The organism is Bacillus sp. SIMBA_005, from assembly GCF_046535585.1.
GTDB lineage: Bacteria > Bacillota > Bacilli > Bacillales > Bacillaceae > Bacillus > Bacillus pumilus.
In genome coordinates, this window is the sequence record NZ_JAWRWI010000052.1 from 1 (window position 1) to 449 (window position 449).

The following is a 449-nucleotide window of genomic DNA, read 5'->3' on the forward strand; positions in this document are numbered from 1 at the left end:
CCCGTCGGTGCCGACGCCAGAGGGACCGAAGGCCGCGTCGTTGAGGGGCACGCCCTCGAGCTGGGCGAGCACGTCGTCAGAGAGGATCGCCCGGCAGTCGGTCGGCAGGGCGACGCCCTTCGCGGTCGGTGAGGGGCTGGGGGAAGGGGTCGGCGATCCGGTCTCGGCGGGGCCGTCGGATGCTCCTGGCGACGGACTCGGTGATCCGCCGGCATTCCCCGGGCCATCGGATGCCGTTCCGCACGCGGTCAGGATCGCCACGAGGAGGAGAGCCGCGGCGCCTGCGGGGAATCGCGCTTTCATGGGCACACCGTAGCGCGCTCGCGGGTCGAACGACAGCATTCGTGCCGCGCACTCGCGGTGGCGCGTCGCGATAAGGTCGTGGGATGAGGACCGCGACTACCGCTGCTGGGTCTGTCGTCGTGATCGGCGATGCCCTGATCGACGAG

General features: G+C 71.3%; 1 pseudogene. It reads right to left on the reverse strand.

Going from position 1 to position 449, the window contains the following annotated elements:
* Window positions 1–342, reverse strand: a pseudogene (locus tag SB660_RS19035) (hypothetical protein); the annotation flags it as partial.
* Window positions 343–449 lie beyond the last annotated feature (107 nt).